The 18,103-nt window shown below is 45.5% G+C and carries 19 protein-coding genes; 10 read left to right on the top strand and 9 right to left on the bottom strand.

Features of this window, described 5'->3' with window-relative positions; all coding sequences use genetic code 11:
• Positions 1-55: 55 nt before the first annotated feature.
• The 3 genes from A1359_RS09410 to A1359_RS09400 are packed head-to-tail and all read left to right on the top strand — an operon-like array spanning position 56 to position 2,496.
• On the top strand, positions 56-394 hold the full coding sequence (locus tag A1359_RS09410) for a hypothetical protein (protein WP_083960572.1): 339 nt from the start codon (positions 56-58) through the stop codon (positions 392-394).
• Positions 387-986, top strand: coding sequence for a c-type cytochrome (locus A1359_RS09405; protein ID WP_066981466.1), 600 nt, complete (start codon positions 387-389; stop codon positions 984-986). The genes A1359_RS09410 and A1359_RS09405 overlap by 8 nt, the downstream gene beginning before the upstream one ends.
• Positions 987-990: 4 nt before the next feature.
• The gene (locus tag A1359_RS09400) at positions 991-2,496 is read left to right on the top strand and encodes a cbb3-type cytochrome c oxidase subunit I (RefSeq protein WP_198159313.1); all 1,506 of its coding nucleotides are present in this window, start codon (positions 991-993) and stop codon (positions 2,494-2,496) included.
• A gap of 99 nt (positions 2,497-2,595) precedes the next feature.
• Here the strand turns inward: A1359_RS09400 and A1359_RS09395 are convergent, their stop codons facing one another.
• From A1359_RS09395 to A1359_RS09360, 8 genes are all read right to left on the bottom strand, one after another.
• A complete protein-coding gene (locus A1359_RS09395; protein WP_066981463.1) occupies positions 2,596-2,796 on the bottom strand; it encodes a KTSC domain-containing protein in 201 nt (66 codons plus the stop codon).
• Positions 2,797-3,045: 249 nt separating this feature from the next.
• Entirely contained in the window at positions 3,046-3,567 is a 522-nt protein-coding gene (locus tag A1359_RS09390) for a DUF1097 domain-containing protein (RefSeq protein WP_066981460.1), read from the bottom strand.
• Between the two features lie 283 nt (positions 3,568-3,850).
• Positions 3,851-6,208, bottom strand: a complete 2,358-nt coding sequence (locus A1359_RS09385) for a penicillin acylase family protein (protein ID WP_066981457.1) — start codon at positions 6,206-6,208, stop codon at positions 3,851-3,853.
• Positions 6,209-6,454: 246 nt separating this feature from the next.
• Complete coding sequence (locus A1359_RS09380) at positions 6,455-6,928, bottom strand: LabA-like NYN domain-containing protein (RefSeq protein WP_066981454.1); 474 nt, start codon at positions 6,926-6,928, stop codon at positions 6,455-6,457.
• 4 nt (positions 6,929-6,932) lie between these two features.
• Complete coding sequence (gene ppnP, locus A1359_RS09375) at positions 6,933-7,244, bottom strand: pyrimidine/purine nucleoside phosphorylase (RefSeq protein WP_066981451.1); 312 nt, start codon at positions 7,242-7,244, stop codon at positions 6,933-6,935.
• 41 nt (positions 7,245-7,285) lie between these two features.
• Positions 7,286-7,861: a class I SAM-dependent methyltransferase gene (locus A1359_RS09370; RefSeq protein ID WP_066981601.1), complete on the bottom strand. Its 576-nt coding sequence runs from the start codon at positions 7,859-7,861 to the stop codon at positions 7,286-7,288.
• Complete coding sequence (locus A1359_RS09365; protein WP_066981449.1) at positions 7,839-8,894, bottom strand: NAD(P)/FAD-dependent oxidoreductase; 1,056 nt, start codon at positions 8,892-8,894, stop codon at positions 7,839-7,841. The genes A1359_RS09370 and A1359_RS09365 overlap by 23 nt, the downstream gene beginning before the upstream one ends.
• Positions 8,884-9,243 (bottom strand): HopJ type III effector protein, encoded by a 360-nt coding sequence (locus tag A1359_RS09360; RefSeq protein WP_066981446.1) that lies wholly within the window; start codon positions 9,241-9,243, stop codon positions 8,884-8,886. Before A1359_RS09360 ends, A1359_RS09365 begins: the two co-directional genes overlap by 11 nt.
• A gap of 225 nt (positions 9,244-9,468) precedes the next feature.
• Here A1359_RS09360 and A1359_RS09355 point away from each other — a divergent pair, with 225 nt between their 5' ends.
• The 5 genes from A1359_RS09355 (at position 9,469) to A1359_RS09335 (ending at position 15,311) form a co-directional block, all read left to right on the top strand.
• Positions 9,469-10,128 carry a polysaccharide biosynthesis/export family protein gene (locus A1359_RS09355; protein WP_066981443.1) on the top strand — a complete coding sequence of 220 codons (660 nt, stop codon included), beginning with the start codon at positions 9,469-9,471 and terminating at the stop codon, positions 10,126-10,128.
• 22 nt (positions 10,129-10,150) lie between these two features.
• Complete coding sequence (locus A1359_RS09350; protein ID WP_066981440.1) at positions 10,151-11,476, top strand: porin family protein; 1,326 nt, start codon at positions 10,151-10,153, stop codon at positions 11,474-11,476.
• A 1-nt stretch (position 11,477) separates the two neighbouring features.
• Positions 11,478-13,223, top strand: a complete 1,746-nt coding sequence (locus A1359_RS09345; protein WP_066981437.1) for a GumC family protein — start codon at positions 11,478-11,480, stop codon at positions 13,221-13,223.
• A 16-nt stretch (positions 13,224-13,239) separates the two neighbouring features.
• A complete protein-coding gene (locus A1359_RS09340) occupies positions 13,240-14,010 on the top strand; it encodes a CpsD/CapB family tyrosine-protein kinase (RefSeq protein ID WP_066981434.1) in 771 nt (256 codons plus the stop codon).
• Positions 14,011-14,411: 401 nt separating this feature from the next.
• Entirely contained in the window at positions 14,412-15,311 is a 900-nt protein-coding gene (locus tag A1359_RS09335) for a prenyltransferase (RefSeq protein WP_083960571.1), read from the top strand.
• Positions 15,312-15,316: 5 nt separating this feature from the next.
• Here the strand turns inward: A1359_RS09335 and amrS are convergent, their stop codons facing one another.
• Positions 15,317-16,399, bottom strand: coding sequence for an AmmeMemoRadiSam system radical SAM enzyme (gene amrS, locus A1359_RS09330; RefSeq protein ID WP_066981431.1), 1,083 nt, complete (start codon positions 16,397-16,399; stop codon positions 15,317-15,319).
• Positions 16,400-16,632: 233 nt separating this feature from the next.
• On the opposite strand from amrS, the gene amrB reads away from it, so the two are divergent.
• Both amrB and amrA read left to right on the top strand, forming a co-directional pair.
• Positions 16,633-17,412, top strand: coding sequence for an AmmeMemoRadiSam system protein B (gene amrB / locus A1359_RS09325; protein ID WP_066981428.1), 780 nt, complete (start codon positions 16,633-16,635; stop codon positions 17,410-17,412).
• A complete protein-coding gene (gene amrA, locus A1359_RS09320; RefSeq protein WP_066981426.1) occupies positions 17,399-17,956 on the top strand; it encodes an AmmeMemoRadiSam system protein A in 558 nt (185 codons plus the stop codon). The genes amrB and amrA overlap by 14 nt, the downstream gene beginning before the upstream one ends.
• The last annotated feature ends 147 nt before the right edge of the window (positions 17,957-18,103 follow it).

Genomic DNA, 18,103 nt, shown 5'->3' with positions numbered 1-18,103 from the left:
AAAGATTAGTTTTAGACTGATGTTTTTAATTTTGTTCATTACTCGGTAAATTTCTATGCTGATTGAGCCCGTTGCATTATCCGATTTTTTCCTGAGCTTTTTCAGTGCCGCAATGATTATTCTAACCGCTACCGTCTACGCCGGCCTGTTTGCTTGGGCCAAAATTAGCGCCCGCCGTAGCGTTTACTGGGGAGCTTGGCTTGCCTATATCATCTTGCTGGTTTGTGTGGGCATATTCAGCATTGTGAATAATTTTAGCGGTTACTGGCTGTTATTGTCGCTGACCATGGCCCTAGGTTATGCCTTCATGCCGCGTTTAATCTGGCATTTATGTGTAGCTACTCACACGCTCGAACCCAAACATTCTCATCACTCTGGAGGTCACCATGACTGAGCAAGTCCCTAAATGGGCATCGGAAACGTTCTGGAAAAAAACCGCTATCTGGGTAACCGGCGGATCTTTCGTGTTACTGGTTATTTTAACCTTCGATTCCATGTCTCAAATTACCGCCGGCGGCTCCCGCGTGCAGGCTTATAGCGTCATCAATAAGGACATCAGCTACCGTCTCGACAAAACCAAGCAGCGATATCAACCCATAATTGGTGGCGATGCACCCTTGTTCGGCAAAATGCTCACTGAAGAAGAGGCTGAAAAGCTGGTCGATCACGGCAAAAAAACCGTGCAAACAAAAAACTGCATGAATTGCCACACTTTACTAGGCAACGGGGCTTATTACGCGCCGGACTTAACCAAAGCCTGGCTGGATCAAGGCTGGGGCGCAAAAGCCTCACGCGAAGAATTGATGGTAAATTTCCTGCTCGATCCGGAAAAGAACGCGCGCACTTTCGGGTCAAATCGCAAAATGCCCAATCTGGATATTACTCAATCGGAAGCAGAAGCCATCGTCGCCTTTTTAAAGTGGATGTCGGCTATTGACACCAATGGTTTCCCGCATAATTTTACAGCCATCGGCGAAGAGGATTAACACGATGACGCTACAAACCTATCAAGAAAAAGCCGCAGTGTACTGGAGTAACTGTAAGCAAAGACATGCCAAATTCATGGCTAATCCGAACCTCAGCGGCGGACAAAAACTGGCAGTGCATTATTTTACTGTGGCCATGGTGTTGTTCATGGCCCAATTGTTATTCGGTCTGCTGGCCGGAATGCAGTTCATTTTTCCGAGCTTTTTGTACGAAATCCTGGATTTCAACGTCAATCGCATGGTGCATATCAATGCCATGGTGGTATGGATGTTGTATGGTTTCCTCGGCTCAATTTATTGGTTTCTGGAGGAAGAAAGTGGCGTACCCATCGTCGGCCTGAAATGGGGGCATTTGGCATTTTGGGTGCTAACGGGTGCTGTAACCATAGTCGTGCTGGTCTATTTACTGATTCAAATCGGCAGTGGTGATGACACATCATTGTGGTTGATCAACGAAGGTCGCGAATATATCGAAGCACCGCGTTGGGCCGACATTGGCATAGTGATTGTGATACTGGTTTTCTTCTATAACGTTACCGCCACGTTTGCTGCCGGCAAATGGTCCGGTATCGCTGGCGTTTTAACCCTAGACTTGGTTGCACTAGCCGGCTTGTATACCGCCGGTATGTTTTATGTCACCAATATCAGTGTTGACCAATATTGGTGGTGGTGGGTAATCCATCTGTGGGTAGAAGCCACCTGGGAAGTATTAGTCGGCTGCATCATGGCCTGGAGCTTGATGAAACTGCTGGGTGTACGTCGAAAAGTGGTACAAACCTGGTTGTATATTGAAGTGGCGTTAATGTTCGGCTCCGGCATTTTGGGTTTGGGTCATCATTACTTCTGGATAGGCACGCCGGAATACTGGTTTACCATCGGCGGTTTTTTCTCTGCCCTGGAACCCATTCCTTTGGTAGCCATGGTAGTCCATTCGATTTACGATTCAGGTGCGCATCGGTTTAAAAACAGTAACCACCCTGCCCTGACCTGGATCATCGCTCATGCCTTCGGTAACTTTCTCGGCGCTGGTGTGTGGGGTTTTATGCATACCCTGCCGCAAATCAACCTATACACCCACGGCACCCAATGGTCAGCTTCACATGGTCATTTGGCTTTCTTCGGTGCTTACGCCACCATCAATATCGCTTTCTTCTATCTGGCTGCGCAACAAGTGCGCGGTAATGTTTGGATGGGCGGTGATCTTGCAAATGGCTGGCGTTGGAAAACAGCTGCCGTGCTATTAAATTTGGGCGTCATGGGTATGACTGTCGCATTATTGATAGCCGGTTACGAACAATCTTTTATCGAGCGTGCAGTGGAAGGCTCAACCTGGGCTGGCTACTTTGCCGCCCAAAACAACCACTGGTTCATGCAAGCCATGGTATGGCGCATGGTGTTTGGCTTGATGACAGCCGTCGGTGGTGGTTTGTTATTTTGGGATTTATTGGAAATTGGTAAGGGTGAAACAAGACCCGCCGCAATCATTCAGAACGATGCGATCACAGACTAAGGTTCTAGTCACGGATAACTTGTCCAAATTCTGATCATAGCTACAACAAGGATTTAATCTCCCCTTTTGAAAACAGGGGAGATTATGAGTGCCTAAGTTTTAGCAGGGAAAACAGCCTTGAATATTTCGTTTAAAAAAACGACTTTTTGAGCGGGACTTGATGAATGCGCTAAATGTTTGTTCTGGCACATGGCAAAACTCTTGCGGTTTATCGTGTCGAAATGAAACCCGCAGTTTATGTGTTTGCTCGTCGTAACCGACAACATCAATCGCACTGGATTTAACAGCTTCCATTTTCATGGGACACCCCCACTATTTAATCTTAAAACAATTAGTCTTATCGATCGACGGATAGTTCCAATTCAAATGAAAAATGGACTTGATTAAACCAAATCACAGGTCTAGTTTTAAGCATCAGGATATTGGGTATGCACTGCAGAGGAACTTTTCAGGAAAAATTGAAATGGTGTCGACTGGAACGCCAACACCATATTTAAATTTACCCAAGACGGTTTTGTAACCCGCCCTGGATAAACAAATGAGTAAGCCTTACTCTTTAGTCCATTTAGCGGCCAATTGCGCCGAGAACTGACCCAAATAAACACCAATTACCAGTGAGATGGAAATCACTAACAAAGGATTATCCAATGAAACGCCTAATAATACATCTGGGGTCAATTTGCCTGGTGTTTGCAATAAATAAGCAAAGGTTGCCGAATAGCCCAACACACTGACAGGAATAACTGACAGTTGCGGAATAACTGCCAAAAGGCACATAACGGTTACCACAACAGCAACCGTAATCGCTGCCGTCAGGCTAAAACCAAGTACTGCATCAGGTGAAATACCAGTCAGCAAAATTGCTGTAATCCAGGCCATCACCACACCAAAAATACCGCATACGATAATGTTTTTTACGGCTTCTTTATTGGCGCCTAACATGAAATAGGCCGCCCAAGAAATGGTTGCCGCCCAAATAAAAAATACGCCGCTGGCAGGCCCTACCGCCAAAAATGTTGCGACGCCAGCCAAAAGACCAATGCTTAACGAAAGTGCTGCTAGTTTTTCCATCATTTTCCCTCTGAATTAACACCTCATAAATAATTAGAAGATTTTGCATTGAGGTGGCGCTACAAAACCTCACGACTTACAAAAATCCAACCGCCCCTACAAAATGGGTCGACCTATCTTAAGCAAGTTGGCTGAATTATAACCCGCTGATTCAAACACCGCCCGCACCATTCTTAATCATTCTCGTTGTAGCTTCTACTCGTCTACACCATCAATCCCTCAGCAGTGAAAATCAGCGAGTCTCACTTCTACACTAATCGCAATAACCTGACCAATTTGGCTATTACGGCAAAAAAGACAAATTATGTATCTTGCCTTTCGCCTGCATAGGTGCGGCAATACCAGCCTGCCAATAGGGTTGTTGATCCCGATAATGTTTGGAAAAAGGATGCCCGGATTGTCCACCCGGCATTTGGAATAGTGCGTCCTCGGGATGTAAAGGCGACAGCACTAACCTCTCGCTGGCACCATGCGCAGTATCCATGACTTTTACGCAAATACTGGCACAACCATCACTCTCGAAACGGGGCATATCCAATAACTTGCCTAACAGCGGCGACACTTTGCTGAAAGGATGCTGCAATTTGATCGCATGAGTTGTTCCCCATGCCAAGTGGGTTAAGTTTTGGTCTGGATACGCTTGCTGCTGCTGATGAGCAGATTGTCGTAAAGCTTCTACTATCATCTGCTGCCAATTATCGCGATATTGGGCTTTCAATAATCCTGCCGGCCGTTGCGTCAACAATAATCGTAACGGCGTTTCCATTTCTCGCCAGGCATATCTAAAATCCGCATCATAGGTTTGGCAGGCCGCGACGATTTTGGCAAACACCTGTTTCGCCAATTGGTTTCTAAATTCAGCCAGCAAGCCAGCACCTATACTATCGAGATACATATGTCCATCCCAGGCGGTTAAGGCTTGTTCGACTTCCAATAACACGTGGTCTTTATCGTTTAAATCTCGCAGCGTATCCAGGGCTAATTGACGGTAAAAATCATACACCGCATTGCGAGTGTCCAGCTGAATAGCCAATAAATCCTGTTCCGTCAGCTGATTTTGTGGGCGTAATAATTCAGCGATTCGAAAGGCCCGGTAGCCAAGCGCCCAGTTATGCGCAATCGTATGCGGATAATCTCTACCTAAGGTACGATTATTGGCGGTCACGATAAATCCTGCCGGTGGGTCGAAGACATGCGGCAACTCTTCCGGGGAAATATAGCCTTGCCAATCCAGATTACCATCAGCCCAGGAGCGGCTAGCTAGCCCATCAAAACCAACCCGATACGGCAAGCGGCCCATATAAGTCCAGCCGATATGCCCTGCCCTGTCAGCAATCACCACATTTTGTGGCGGGCTGCCGATTTGATTCATCATCGACATGGCCTGCTCGGTGGTTTGTGCGTCGTCCATATTCAGCAAGCCTAAATCAACCGCATGCCGCTCTAATGCCGTCCATTTTACGGCTACCGACTTACCTAATAAGAGTTGCTCGGACACCGGCCCCCACAAGGTTTCTTGTACGGTCATTTCGATAGCGGGCGCGTCTTTAACTAAGATGGTTTCAGTATGTGTGCCAAATGCCACCCAGCCTTGTGGGGAGCGGTATTCCTGCGGGTTATTCGGATTGATCTCCAGACTGATCAAATCCAGCAAATCGGCAGTGACATTGGTAAAACCCCAAGCTACATCATCATTACCCCCCACCACGACACCCGGTACGCCGGGCAATGTCACCCCAAAAACGTGATGGTTTGGATAGCGTATATCAGCCCGATACCACAGATTGGGTACGCTTAAACCCAGATGCATATCATTAGCAACCATGGCCCTGCCGTCCTTGGTTTTACTGCCTGCCACCACCCAATTGTTGGAGCCGACGACAATATTTTGCGTATCGATACTATTACTAGCCAGATGAGTGTCCGGTTCCGGCAAATTAGCAAATGCGGATGTCGCAATATGCGGACTAAACCGCCGTGGAGCATCGCCACCAACCAAGGTAGTGGTATAGCTATCGGTATCCGGGGTTAGAAATTTTAGCAAATCCTTAGGCAGCGCCTTTTCCATTACAGTCACCATGCGCTCGTCTTGTTCATAACCGTTGAGGGTTTGAAACATGCCTAACACCACTAATAGGCTATCTTCCTCACACCAGGGTTCCGGCTGGTGCCTCAACAGCAAAAACTCAGGCGGCAGTATGGTGGTTTGCAGCAGATAAGCATTAATGCCTGACACATAGGCCTGTAATAGCCGTCGTTGCTCGGCAGGTAAATCCTGTACGATTTGTTTGGCAGTTTTAGCTAATTGGTAAGCCCGCTGTTTGCGGTCGCTGTCGACTGCTACTTGGCCGAACAATTCAGCCAAACGCCCGGCGCTTTTCCGCCGCATCAACTCCATTTGAAATAAACGATCGCGGGCGTGCAAAAACCCCAACACCCGCAACGCATCAGACCGGTCTTGGGCGGATATGCTGGGAACGCCCAATTTGTCACTGTCTACCGATACCTGGACATTTAAGCCGGACAGCTTCACTTCGCCGTCTTCCATTGGCAAGGAGGAAGCGATCAGCAGATAAAAAACTCCAATGGCTATCAGTGCGGTAAATAGCCCGGCTATAGAAACAAGCTTTAAGGTACGCATGAATTTATTTGGAAAAAAGACTATTGAAGTTTAGCAAGCTGGGTTAAATGATATTGAAACCCAGTGGCAAAGTCAGCCCATTATGCAACCCAAAGGCCAAAATAAAATGAAGCATGCATATTTTTGCAGGGTTTCGCGTTGCTCTACCTAGCCGGAGATTGCGATGATTTTGTAGGCCGGACCACCCAACGGGCACAAGTAAGCCGATAGGTGTTGCTGGCAATTTTAAGCTTTGGATTCAAACGATTACAACAAGAGTTCGTTTTCAATCGCCACAAAACGATCTGCGGCTTGAATCAGCGATTGCGCCGTTAAGGCCGCCACGCCGTAGACTTCAGACTGCACCTGATACCTGTCCCTGGCTTTTTGTAATAGCAGCTGAAAATCACCATCGCCTGACAGTAAAATAACCACATCTACCTGTTCAGCCAATTCCAGCACATCCAGGGTAATACCGACATCCCAATCACCTTTTGCAGAACCATCGCTGCGCTGAATGTAGGGCTTAAGTTTGACCTGGAAACCAATGTCTGTCAGTATTTTTTGAAAGCCGCGCTGCTTGGTATCGCCACGCTCTATAGCATAGGCAAAGGCAGCGACTAGCTGACGATTTTCAGTAGCCTGCTGCCAAAAAGCACTGTAATTGAAATGTTTTTGGTAGCGCTGTCGACAGGTGTAATAGATATTTTGCACATCAACGAAAATCGCTACCTTTTGCATGTCATTATTTTAAAAATGAGCAGCAATAATCACTGGCAGTTTTAACTTTCATGCTAAATGCTGCATTGCCTGGCACGTTGAACGACTCACCTGCAGCAACAGCTTGCCAGTCACTACCGGGTAATAAGACATCCAGTTCACCCGCCAAAATTTCCATTAATTCCGGATCAACAGTGTTAAAGGTATATTCACCTGGCAACATAAAACCCAGAGTTTTTTTACTGCCATCTGCAAACACAATGGTTCGACTATTTACTTTGCCATCGAAATAAATATTGGCTTGTTTGACGATGTTGACGTTTTTAAATTCTGACATGATGCCTATCTACGGGTAAAAAAGCTGCGCATGATAACAGATCAGAGCAGTTTTCGAATCACAAAAAGCCTAGGCGCACTCGCTTGATGGTGATGGCTAAAAATAGTTTGCGTTTGAAAACAATCCGCATCCAGTTGCTGCAGCCATTTTTCCAGACTCAGAGTTTCTTCATCTCCTCCAGCATGCCCCGGATAGGCCATTACCGTCAACACACCCTGCTCCGCCAATAACAGACAAGCAGTATTCATGGCTAGCAAAGTACTACTGGTTTTTGTAATGATGTGTTTATCCGCCCCTGGCAGATAACCCAAATTAAACATGATGGCTTTTATCTGACCATGCAGTTTTGCTGGCGTATGCTGAATCATTTGTGCGTGACAGGCGTGTATCAATGTTGCTCTAGCCAATAAGTCATGCTGCATTAAACGCTGCTGACTGGCTTGCAAAGCCTGCTGCTGAACATCAAACCCGTAGACATGACCAGACTCACCCACACATTGGGCCAAAAACAAAGCGTCATGTCCATTTCCCAAAGTAGCATCTATTGCCACATTACCTGCTTGTAGTGATTCACGGATAATGCCATGGGCAGTATCAGACAGGGAAATGCGTTTCATAGTATCGTTGAACATGTCCATTTGAAGGTATTTTGGATTGTTGCTTGAGTGCGCTAACAAACTGACGTGCATACCATGGAATTGATAGGCTGCCTTTAGCGCCAAAACCATTAAAAATATGTAGGTTAGTTTGACGCGGATGCGAACCAACAAAGGGCTGCTTGTCCAATGTCGTCGGTCTTATACCGACTTGGTGTGCAAGTACTTCAATCGACTCCAGTCCGGGATAAACGGCTAACAATGCTTGCAATAAACTTTGTTTGGCTTGCTCTGTCGGTGTTGTATCAGTTTGTCCGGGTTGAAAGGTGGCGCCAATTCTGAAATGATTAGTCCCATGTGGAATTAACCAATAACCAAAATTTAAAATCAGATTTGGACAATTTGTATCCGTTTGGCAACTTAGAATTTCGCCTTTGGCTGGCTGAAAAGGCAAGCCGCCAAACCAGGGATTTTGCCTGCCATGCTGACCCTCACAAAACACAATATGCTGCGGTTTAATATCAAGCCAGTTTAAGTTAGGTTGCAAGCTAATATCTTGATAATCCAACCTGGTTTGTCGATAACTTTCACGGGCAACAAAAAAACCCTGTAGTTTTTTTAGTAGACTGCGGGTTTTTAAATACCCGGTTTGTTGCTGCTGCAAGACACCAAAGCCAGCCATCAAAGTGGACGGTATATCATGGCATTCACGCAAAAAAGCTTGGTACTCGGCTTGCTGCAAGCGTTGCTGAGCAGATTGCTGTTCGCGGGCATTTTTTAAAATCCGTAGCATAGGCATGGGGACAAAAAAGTCTTGCTTAAATTCCCTGGCACATAGTTGATAACAATCCAACGCTGCCGGCAGCAGATATTCAATGTCAGTGCTTTTCACCAGGCGCTGGCCAGTGACCGGATTAAGCAAACCCGCAGCTACTTTGGAGGCATTTTCGCTGCCCGTATCAATCACGATTACTCGCATTTGCTGGCGCAGCAACTCCCACGCCAATAAACTGCCAGCCAAGCCCTGACCGACTATCAGAACATCAATCGGCATGTTTAGCCGTTAAAGCCTCGGATTTAAACGTAATGCCTTGCCAGCCATCACGCATAAAATAGCGAATGTTTTGATGATCAGTGCCATCCGGACTATCCAAAACATCTTTACGGTAATAATCCCCAAATAATGCCAGTGTTTGGGCCTGATCTAAGCCCTGCAGCATGGCAAAGGCAAAAATCTTACAGGAACCTTCATTTTGTCCGGCTTGATTAACTAAAGGCTGCTGTAGGCCATTACTAAACTCAGCAGGTTGGTATGTATAATGTTCGGCAATGAGCGCCATGCTGTCCTTAAAATCAACCATTTGGCCGGATTTAACACGATTTATAAATTCATTTAGCATCATAGAGTTACTTCTAAAGTTTTTGAAAATTAAGCCAAGTATCATATAATTAATCGATTAAAACTGTTTTAGGCTTGAAAAGTAAAGTCTAAATACAGCTAACCCAGCAGTCAACTGCAACGGCTTTAAGATTACTGTTACATTCCATCTATACACTATGGGTTTTTCAGCCGTATATTGTAAAGACCGTACGGATAACAACTTATCACATTCACAAAGGAATACGTTTTGAAACAGCAGCTTATCTTTTTGGTATTTTTTACGCTCGTTGCCGGCCAAACCTTCGGCCAAACTGAAATCCCACTGACTGAAACTGAACTTCCACTGATACAACCTGAAATTCAACCTGCCGATACCGAAACTAAAACTGACGCTGTGATCTTAAAAGATCCGGAAATTTTAGCCACCTATCTTCTCGCACCCGGCGACGCTTTGGAAGTAACGGTCTGGAAAGAAGAAGGCTTACAACAACAACAGTTTCTGATCGGTCCCGATGGTAATATTGTTTACCCTTTGATAGGCACCATTACTGCAGCCGGCAGAACCATTCATGATCTTAATGAATTATTAACAGTCAAGCTGGCGGATTATATTGCAGACCCCTCTGTCAGCATTAAATTATTAAACAATCAAGGCAATACCATTTTCGTCATAGGTAAAGTCAATAAACCCGGACAAGTTTTTGCCGGTAGACGTATCGACGTATTGCAAGCACTCAGCATGGCGGGTGGTTTGACGGTATTTGCCAACGAAAGCAACATCAGCATTCAACGCCGAATTGGCGATGAAATTAAAGTATTCCCGTTTGATTACGACGATGTGTTAGATGGTGAGGATCTCGAACAAAATATCTTACTGCAGCCCGGAGACACCATCACAGTACCTTAGGTAATAAGGTAGCATTTCATACATGAAAATCAAGACCGAGTTCTTGCTGCCAGCCATGGTGTTGTTCAGCAGTCATTGCCAGGCATTAGATTGGTTATTTCAACCTTATTTTAATGCAAACGAGCGTTATGCCGACAATGTAACCATGCAACAAGCCAACAGCGTCAACCTCATCAGCAGCATGATCACTACGCTATCGCCTGGCGTTATGTTGGGCTATCAGGCTGAAAATAATGATCTGAAAACCCGCTTTACCTGGAACGAATTGATTTACCACAACGCCTCCGATCTGGATTTTTCCGAGAAACTGCTGGATGTCAATCATCAATATCAAGGTGAACGCTTTAAAACCAGTTTACTGGCCAGTTACCATGAGCAATCGTCCATTAACACCCAGTTAGTTGATCCAACACTGAATATTACCGGTCAAACTTTGGTACCCCGATTTACCCGCTCAATTGCCCCCAGTATTTCTTTTTTCCTGACTGAAAAGAATTCCCTGCAATTTGACTATAGCTACCAGGACGTCACCTTCGACAAACCGGCAGGCCTTCAAAGCTTACAGTACTCGGATTACACCAGCCAACAGTTCTCGACCACCTTGACTCACGCCTACTCCGAACGCTTGTCGTTTAATCTGGTAGGGGCATATTCTTTGTTTGACTCTTCGACTAGCTTTCCTTCAGAGAATTCCTTCCAGTTTTTTGGCATACCTATTAACCAATCGGTCAATACAAATTACGATCAAAAATCAAATACCTTTTTTTATCAAGGCGGATTGCAATATGCGTTTGATGAACTCACACAATTGTCACTTTCTGCCGGGATGCGCAATACGGACAATAAGACCAAATATGGTCAAACAGTTACCTATGACCCGGAAATCCCAGCCCTTGGCATAATCAACAGCACTGGAGAGAACAACCTTTCCAGCAAAGCCAGTGGTCACGTATTTTCTGCCAGCCTTAACCGAAAGGGTGAATGGGGCAACGCCAGCCTGAATGCGGGTCAGCAACTGAACCCCTCCAGTAGCGGTAGCCAGCAACAAACCACCACGGTTTCCGCTCAGGCCAACTACAATATTACTGAACGCTGGACGACCGGACTGAATGCCAATTATCGTTTATCCGAATACACATCGGTGTTTAATGCTGTCAATACTGTCAATAACAGCACATACACCACGGTGTCACCCAATATTCGCTGGCGCTGGACACCGGAAATGAATTTTCAATTATCGTATACCTATGCCCAACGCGACTACACATCCAGAGAGCAGACAGCTACCGGCAACAACGTGCAACTACAATTTTCTTATCAACCACAAATCAATCGCCTGGTGAAATAACGTGGAAAATCAAACTCCCGACTTCAAAGACTATTTCAAGATAGTCAAAAAGCGCCGCAAATTTTTAATTATTCCGTTTATTATCATCGCAGCCCTCAGCGTTATCTTGGCCGTGGTTTTACCGTCGGTATTTCGCTCATCAGCCACCATTCTGATCGAAGAGCAGGAAATCCCTTCCGAATTGGTCAAATCCACCGTAACAACTTTTGCTGACCAACGCATTCAAATTATCAGTCAGCGCATTATGTCGCGTAGCAACCTGATTGAAATTGTTAAAAAATACGATTTATACGCAGACGACCGCAAATCTAAACCTGAAGAAAAAATTCTGGATAAGATGCGAGAATTGATCAAAGTGGAAACCATCAGTGCAGATGTTATCGACCCGCGTAATGGCTCCCCCACTAAAGCGACTATCGCCTTCGTACTGGCATTTGATGACCATTCACCCACTCAAGCGCAAAAAGTAACGAATGAACTAACGTCCTTATTCTTAAAAGAAAACATCAAGTCAAGAACCGAGTCAGCAGAAAATGCGGCATTATTCCTTAGCGAAGAAGCTCGCCGTCTGAAAGATAAGATTCAGCAATTGCAATCAACACTGGCAACATTCAAAGAACAAAACCTGCATCAATTACCTGAAGCCAATCAATTAAATCAACAAGAACTCACTTCATTAACGAATCAATTGATGAGTCTTGATAGTCAGGAACGTTCGGCACTGGAGCGCAAGTTTTATCTGGAAGGTCAGTTGGCACAAATTGACCCCAATGCCCTGGCTACTAATGCTGTCGGCAATCGGGTGTTCGATATGAAAGATCGCCTTAAGCAATTACAATCTGAATATCCATCACTGGTCGCGCGCTATTCAGATAACCATCCGGATGTTATGAAAGCCAAACGAGAAATCGATTCATTACAAAAAGAAATTGGCTCAAACACTGACCTGAACAAATTGAACGCCGAACTGACCGAAAGAGAAGCCGATTTGGCTGTGCTGCTTAAGCAATATTCTGCGAGACATCCTGACGTTGTTAAATTGCAAAAACAGGTATCCGCCTTGCAGCAAGCGCTGACCGAAGCAAGTCAAAACAACTACACCAATGTAGATTTGCATCCGGATAACCCAGCCTACATCACGCTTAAATCGCAAATGGATGCAGCAGATTCGGATATTAAATCCATAGCTTATACCCGAGAAAAAATCAAAACCAGGATTGACGATCTACGCAACAGCCTGATGCAAGCCCCGTTAGTTGAAAAAGATTACATGGACCTTGTACAGGAATTGAATAACACCAATCAGCGCTACCAGGAAGTCAGTGCGCGGGAAATGGAAGCGCAAATTTCACAGCAACTGGAAATAGAAAAGAAAGGCGAGCGCTTCACGCTAATCGATCCGCCACAAGAACCCTTAGAACCGGTCAGTCCTAACCGAATTGCCATTTTATTCCTGGGTATGGTGTTAGCAATTGCTGGTGGTTTTGGTACCGTGGCATTAGCTGAGATGATGGATTCCAGTATTCACAGTGAAAAAGCCATCTTTAATATTCTTGGCGTAGAACCTCTGGCCACCATTCCGTATCTGGAAAGTCGTATAGAAAAAGAAAATGACCAGAAAAATCGCCACATTATGATGATTAGCGCTGTGATTTCAGTGATAGTTGCGACACTATTATTCCACTTTTTATTCATGCCGCTGGATGTGTTTTGGTACAAATTACTCCGTGTTGCGGGCAGTTTATAAATAATCGAGATTAGCCATGAATACTATTCAAACACTACAGCAACCATCGACTGCAGATGCCAGCGACAACAATTTCGATGGCATCAATTTCGCTTACAACCAAACCAGGGTGTTCACCCCGAACAACAAAATACTTAGAGAAAATCGCATCATTTCTGCATTTCCACCGGATAAATGGCTGGAATCGTATCGGATGTTAAGGACCCGCTGTTTGCAAAGCATGGACGCGATGGAATGGAAAACACTGGCTATTACCAGTACCAGCGACAAAACCGGCAACAGTCTGACTGCAGTCAATCTTGCTATTAGTATCGCCATGGAACTGGATAGAACCGCATTATTAGTAGATGCCAATTTCCTGAATCCATCGATCAATAAATTGTTTGGCATGCAAACCGATACCGGTCTGAGTGATTATCTGCTGCACGACAAAGATATTAGCTCGATGCTGGTTAATCCGGGTATTGATCGTTTAGTGGTATTACCCGCCGGAAAACCGATATTCAACTCAACTGAAATGCTGCGATCCCCTAAAATGCTTAGGTTGGTTACGGAACTAAAAAGCCGCTACCCTTCGCGGACGATTATTTTTGATATGCCGCCCATTCTTTCGCATGACGACGCGCTTGGCTTCTCGCCTTATGTCGATTGTGTATTATTGGTGGTTGAAGAAGGGCGAACGAAAACTGATGAATTAATGCATGCAGCCAATTTACTTAAAGATATTAATGTCCTTGGCACAGTGTTTAATAAATCCACAGACAACAAAATTCCGTTAAAAGATTAGACAATTTCCCGCGACACCACGCCTCATTTCATAAGTTTGCGGTCAAGCTCATACAATATAGGCCTTATCGGCCGTATACAGCTTGTCTCAGCCAGCCTATTTGGGGCTCTCTTGCTCACCAGCGAACCTAGAAGCCATAATAAGGAGTGAGAGATAAACATCAATCACTGAAACAGCCACTTCAACCGCATGATTTTAGAGAAAAAACTCAGCGTACATAGCATAAAGATTTAGGATATTCAGGCTCAAACCAATCGCTACAGACATAGTAGCGATACAAAAAGCACTACTTGTAAATTAATTTTCGTCTATTCGTGATTGATGTGCATTTTTATGCGGGTTAAAGTGACTTTAAACGCTGCTTAACTTAATAAGTATCGTAATTTTTTGGCAATTTAATTATGTTTATTTATAAAGTTTCTGGCATCTTCGCCACTAGTCGGCCTGCATTTTTAGTCCTATCGCCTTGCTGCCTCTCAATTGCGGTAGCTTTTGCATTTGTCCATGCAGAAACGATACAGCCTATCCAACTGCTGCTGATATTACTGGCAGGTGTTACAGCTCATGCCAGCGTCAACATGTTCAATGAATACTCAGACTTTGTCAGTGGCCTTGATTTTCAAACACAACGCACCCCTTTCAGCGGAGGTAGCGGTAGCCTCCCTGCTAGACCGGAATTGGCCAAGCCGGTAAGACTGATCGCTTTCATTAATTTGCTAATCACGCTTTTAATCGGCCTTTATTTTTTATCGCAACGTGGCCTGGATTTGTTGCCCATCGGCTTGATCGGTATTTTATTGATTTATTTTTACAGCGATCAAATCACCCATAATCCATGGCTTTGCCTGATTGCTCCTGGCCTGGCTTTTGGGCCGTTAATGGTTAATGGAGCTTATTTTGTTTTAACCGGTCAATATAATCTGGGTGTTGCGTTCGCATCATTAATAGTATTTTTTTTAGTGAATAATCTGTTATTACTGAATCAGTTTCCTGATGTAGCCGCAGACCAAAATGTGGGCCGCCAACATTTGCCGATTTTATTGGGTAGAAAAAAATCAGCCTACATTTATGTGACATTTTTGGCTGCAGCCTACGGCATTTTAATTTTTAGCGTTTGGCAGACATACCTACCCACTTTTAGCCTATTGGGTTTGTTGACTTTATTTCTAGCTATACCGGCGGCAAACTTATCGGTGCGCTATGCCAATGACATCGCGCATTTAAAACCCGCCCTATTGCTGAATGTTTTAGTCACCTTGACGACGCCGGCATTGATAGCTATAGGCATAATGCTAGATTGACTCGACTATAAGCGCACAGCTTGACGTTTTGCACCCCAATCACCCGGCTTAGGATTAAACAACCCGGCGCATTTTGTACCGCAGAACTGGCAATGACCACCGGCATCCAAATTCCAATCCGACAACACATACCAGTCACGGCCGATCAAAAGTTCGCCGCACTGATGGCAATAGGTACTTTCGGCTAATTTATCATGCACATTACCAACATAGGCATAACGCACGCCGTTTTTAATGGCGATATTACGCGCATTAAGTAGTGATGAAGTCGGCGTATGCGGTTTATCGATCATTTTCCAATCCGGATGAAAGGCTGTGAAATGCATAGGCACATCAGGCCCCAGATTTTCCACTACCCATTGGGTCATGGCTTCCAGTTCGGCCTCGGAATCGTTTTCGCCGGGTATGATCAGTGTAGTCAGTTCAAACCAAACCTGAGTTTCATGCTTTAAGTACAACAGGGTTTCCAAAACGGGTTGCAAATGACCGCCGGTAATTTTGTAATAAAAATCTTCGCTGAAGGCTTTTAAATCGATATTGGCGGCATCCATCCATCGATAAAACTCGACACGCGGTTCAGCACAGACATAACCGGCGCTGACGGCTACCGATTTCAAGCCTAATTCGCGGCAGGCTTGAGCAGTATCGATAGCGTATTCGTGAAACACCACCGGATCGTTATAAGTGTAGGCTACGCTGCTACAACCTTGCTCTAGCGCAGTTTTAGCGATTAAATCCGGCGACGCCAGGCTCATCAAGGTATCCATTTCCCTGGATTTACTAATATCCCAGTTCTGGCAAAATTTGCAGGCCAAGTTACAACCGGCCGTGCCAAAGGAAAAGATAGCTGTGCCGGGCAAGAAATGATTGAGTGGTTTTTTTTCGATAGGATCGATGGCAAAACCACTGGATCGACCATAACTGGTCATGACAATCTGCTGCTGCAAATTTTGCCGCACAAAACACAAGCCGCGCTGGCCTTCATGTAATTTACAAAAGCGCGGGCACAAATCACATTGTATGCGACCATCGTCCAGTAAATGCCAATAGTGGGTTGCGACGGTATCGTTAGTTATAAAGGTAGTCATAGTTAATCTCCTGCCTGCTGAGCTTGGATTTTTACGAAACATTACAACAATCCCGAGCAGCATCAGCCATCATGAACCGGAAGACACTTCAGCAGGCACTAACCTATAAGCATTTGATCCGGCAATAAAATACGTGCCAATACGCACTTGTAAACACTTTAAGTTGTTGTACCATACCAAAGCAGGAATGACGCAAAAGAATGCATTGACATTTTCCGACGGAGGTACGAGCCATGAACAGAGAACCCGCTGTGGCAGGCAGTTTTTACCCTGCCAATGCCGTTACTTTGCGGCATATGCTGAGTGATTTTTTAGACCTGGCCGATAGCGACACTCGCCCGCCAAAAGCCATTATCGTGCCGCATGCCGGCTATATTTATTCCGGTCCGATTGCCGCCAGCGCTTATGCCCGGTTAAAGTCGGTTCGTGACAGCATTAGTCGAGTCGTATTAATCGGTCCATCGCATCGGGTGGCTTTTCAAGGTCTGGCTGTCAGTAATGCCGACACCTTCACCACACCGCTGGGCAGCATCCCTATCGACAAAGCAGCCATTCAACAATTACAAAACCTGCCTTTTGTGGGCTATCTGGAGCAGGCTCATGCGCTTGAGCACAGCCTGGAAGTACATTTGCCTTTTTTACAACAGAGCCTGGCTGATTTTAAACTGGTGCCGATTGTGGCCGGCGATGCCAGCCCGGATCAGGTTAGCCAGGTGATAGATACCCTGTGGGGCGGCAATGAAACCTTGATCGTCATCAGTTCGGATTTAAGTCATTACCACGACTATTCAACCGCCCAACGTCTCGATCGGCATACCAGTGATTTGATCGAACAGTTGAACTATCAAAACCTGTCATCGGAAGCAGCCTGTGGCAAGGTGCCGGTCAGCGGATTGTTAAAATCTTTGCAGGAAAAATCACTTAGCATTAAGACCATCGATCTGAGAAATTCCGGCGATACCGCCGGCGATAAAACCCGTGTCGTGGGGTATGGTGCTTATGTCGTTGAATAATGCGCAAAAAGCAGAACTACTGGATCTGGCTAGAGCCTCTATTAAGCACGGCCTGGAAACAGGACAGCCGCTTGCAATCGATTTGCAGCATTACCCGGCGGAATTAATCGTCAAGCGAGCCAGCTTTGTCACGCTGGAGCATCAGGGGCAATTACGCGGCTGCATCGGCATGCTGGAGGCAAGCAGACCGCTGATACAGGACATTGCCGAAAACGCCTTTGCCGCCGCTTTTCGCGACCCGCGTTTCCCGCCGCTGACTGAAGCAGAATTTGCCGATGTTGATCTACACATATCCATTTTAAGCCCCGCCGAAGCCATCGTTTTTACGTCGGAACAGGATTTAATCGAGCAATTAAAACCGGGTATCGATGGCCTTATTCTGCAAGAAGGTTATCGGCGCGGCACTTTTCTGCCCTCGGTATGGGAGCAACTGCCTGATGCCCTGCAGTTTTTGCGGCATTTAAAACAAAAAGCCGGCTTACCCAGCAACTATTGGTCCGACACTTTAAAGGTTTCCCGCTACCGTACCGATATGTTCCCCTGAACATAAATCCAAATGGTTTAACTAGCAAATAATGTGCTGCAAAAAATGCACATCTTGTTTGACGGGCACTGCCGACACTATAATAGTGCGGATTTTCTTCGCCCTTAGCCCGGTTTAATCGCATATCAAACGCGATAAACTTTTTTT

The sequence above is a fragment of the Methylomonas lenta genome (assembly GCF_001644015.1).
GTDB classification, from domain to species: domain Bacteria; phylum Pseudomonadota; class Gammaproteobacteria; order Methylococcales; family Methylomonadaceae; genus Methylomonas; species Methylomonas lenta.
The sequence above is the reverse complement of the archived record's forward strand: the minus strand, read 5'-3'. Positions and strand labels throughout refer to the sequence as shown.